Below are 2,337 nucleotides of genomic sequence, written 5' to 3' on the forward strand. Positions count from 1 at the left end.
ACATTTCGTCGCTGCTCCAGCTGAAGGAAGTGTCGAGCAGCGCGGGCAGCGGCGCGACGCGGATCCAGACGCCCGACGTCGACATGCGCAATTTCCTGCAGCGGGTCGCGATGAAGTCGGGCGAGACCCTCGTCATCAGCGGCTGCGGCGGCACGACGTGGTCGAAGAAGCCGTCGTTCTCGTCGTACATGATGAACAGCACGGTCTTGCGCCAGACGTCCGGGTTCGACGTGAGCGCATCGAGGATCTGCGACGTGTAGTTCGCGCCGTACGCGGGCGTGTATTTCGGATGCTCGGAGAACGCCGCGGGCGGGCACAGCCACGACACCTGCGGCAGCCGGTCGTTGATCACGTCGTCCTTCAGGTTGTCGAGCGTGCGCACCGTCTGCGCGCGCTGGTACAGCGACGAACCGGGCTTCGCGTTGATGAAGTTCGCGAAGTTCTGCAGCACGTTCGTGCCGTAGTTGCCGTTGTACGGATCGTTGCCCGTCGTGCCCTGCTGGTAGATCTGCCACGACACGCCGTGCGCTTCGAGACGCTCGGGAAAGGTCGTCCACGACAGCAGCTGGTAGGCGGGCGGCCCGTCGCCGTCGACATAGTCGCTGTTGTCGAGCAGCGGGCCGCCGAACTTGCCGGTCGGGTCGACGGTGCCCGTCATCAGGTACGAGCGGTTCGGGTGCGTCGGCCCCGGCAGCGAGCAGAAGTAGTTGTCGCACACGGTGAACGCATCGGCGAGCGCGTAGTGGAACGGGATGTCCTCGCGCACGTGATAGCCCATCGTCATGTCGGTCTTGTTCGCGGGCCACTGGTCGTAGCGGCCGCCGTCGATCGCCGCGTGCGTCTTGTACCACGAGTGGTCGAGGTCGCCGACGCACTGCGCGCTCGTCGTCAGCGTGTTCAGCCGGAACGGCAGCACCGGCTTGCCCGGGTCGGCCTTCGACGGCTGGTACCACACCGGCTTGCCGTTCGGCAGCGGGATCGGGAAGCGGTCGTTGTAGCCGCGCACGCCGCGCAGGTGTCCGAAGTAATGATCGAACGAACGGTTTTCCTGCATGAACACGACGATGTGCTCGACATCGCGGATCGTGCCGGTGCCGCGCGCGGCGGGAATCGCGAGCGCGCGGCGGATCGATTCGGGGAAGGCATTGAGCGCGACGGCGGCGCCCGCGGATTGTGCGACGGTATGCAGGAAACGGCGGCGGCTCGATGACGTCATGTTATTTCACCTCGGTTCTGCTGCGGTCGGGGGACGGAAGCGGAGGGATCAGCCTGGCGACGACGCTGCCGCACTCGACGCGGCAGCGTTCGCCGCATTGGCCGCGGGCTTCGCGTCGTCGTCATCGGGCGGGTAGTGCACGACAGGCGGCGCGAGCGGCGCGGCATCGGACGCGGCAGGGTTCGCGGCTGCGTCGTTGTTGAATGCGCTGGCGGAGCTGGCCGATGCGCCGGCCTGCTGCGAAGCGTCGGTCGCGTGTGCGTCGTGCGGCGCGTCGTCACTGCAGGCGGCGACGAAAGCGGCGGCACAAAGAACGACGACGACGGAAACGCGACGCATGACTTCTCTCCTGGCTGGCTGATCGGGAAACGTTTTCGAGTATGCCGACGCGATGCGACGTTTCGGTGAATCGTTTGCGACCGGCGCATGATCGCGGAATGCTTTCGATATCCTGACCAAGTGCTTTCGCGCGATCGAGGGGATGCAATATTTCCCGGAGGGTGATGCGGGCCGGGCACTTTTACCCGGGGGCGCGATGCAATGCACGAGCGCGTCCACGGTGGCCTGACCGTTCATGATGGACGTGTGCAGCCGATCGCGTTGCGTCAGCGACGCGGCGTGCGCCGCCGCACTTCGCTGCGCAGCCAGTCGAGCCAGGTGCGGATCGCCGCTTCGTGCGGATGGCCCGGGCGCCACACGACGTAGTGCGCATACACGTCGGTCACGCGCACCGTCGATACGCGCACGAGCGTACCGTTCGCGAGTTCGGGCTCGATCAGCGAGCGGCGCGCGAGTGCGACGCCGCGCCCCTTCAGCGTCGCGTCGATCAGCGCATTCGCATCGGTGAAACGCGGCGCGCGTGCGGATTCCGTGAGGTCGAGCCGCGCGGCCTGGAGCCACGGTTCCCACGGCTGCGCGGGATGGCGCAACAGCGTCGCGCGCACGAGATCGGCCGGCGCGCGCGGCGCGATGCCGTCGCGATTGCGGTACGTGGGGCTCGCCACCGGAAAGATCGTCTCGTTCATCAGCTTCTCGGCGACGACGCCCGGCCACGTGCCGGGCCCGTAGCGCAGTGCGACGTCGATGCGGTCGCGCTTGCGCAGCGGCGCGAGCGCCACGTC

Annotated in this window: 3 protein-coding genes; all 3 read right to left on the bottom strand. The window is 67.4% G+C overall.

Going from position 1 to position 2,337, the window contains the following annotated elements; all coding sequences use genetic code 11:
* A partial coding sequence (locus tag G3N93_RS38145) for an alkaline phosphatase family protein (protein ID WP_277396606.1) occupies positions 1 to 1,216 on the bottom strand: 1,216 nt, incomplete at its 3' end.
* Positions 1,217 to 1,264: 48 nt separating this feature from the next.
* Positions 1,265 to 1,555: a hypothetical protein gene (locus G3N93_RS38150; protein ID WP_206135345.1), complete on the bottom strand. Its 291-nt coding sequence runs from the start codon at positions 1,553 to 1,555 to the stop codon at positions 1,265 to 1,267.
* A gap of 266 nt (positions 1,556 to 1,821) precedes the next feature.
* Positions 1,822 to 2,337: LysR substrate-binding domain-containing protein (locus G3N93_RS38155; protein ID WP_241026879.1), on the bottom strand; the 516-nt coding region annotated here is incomplete at its 5' end.

Origin of the sequence: Burkholderia sp. Se-20378, assembly GCF_017104665.1 — a bacterium.
GTDB lineage: Bacteria > Pseudomonadota > Gammaproteobacteria > Burkholderiales > Burkholderiaceae > Burkholderia > Burkholderia lata.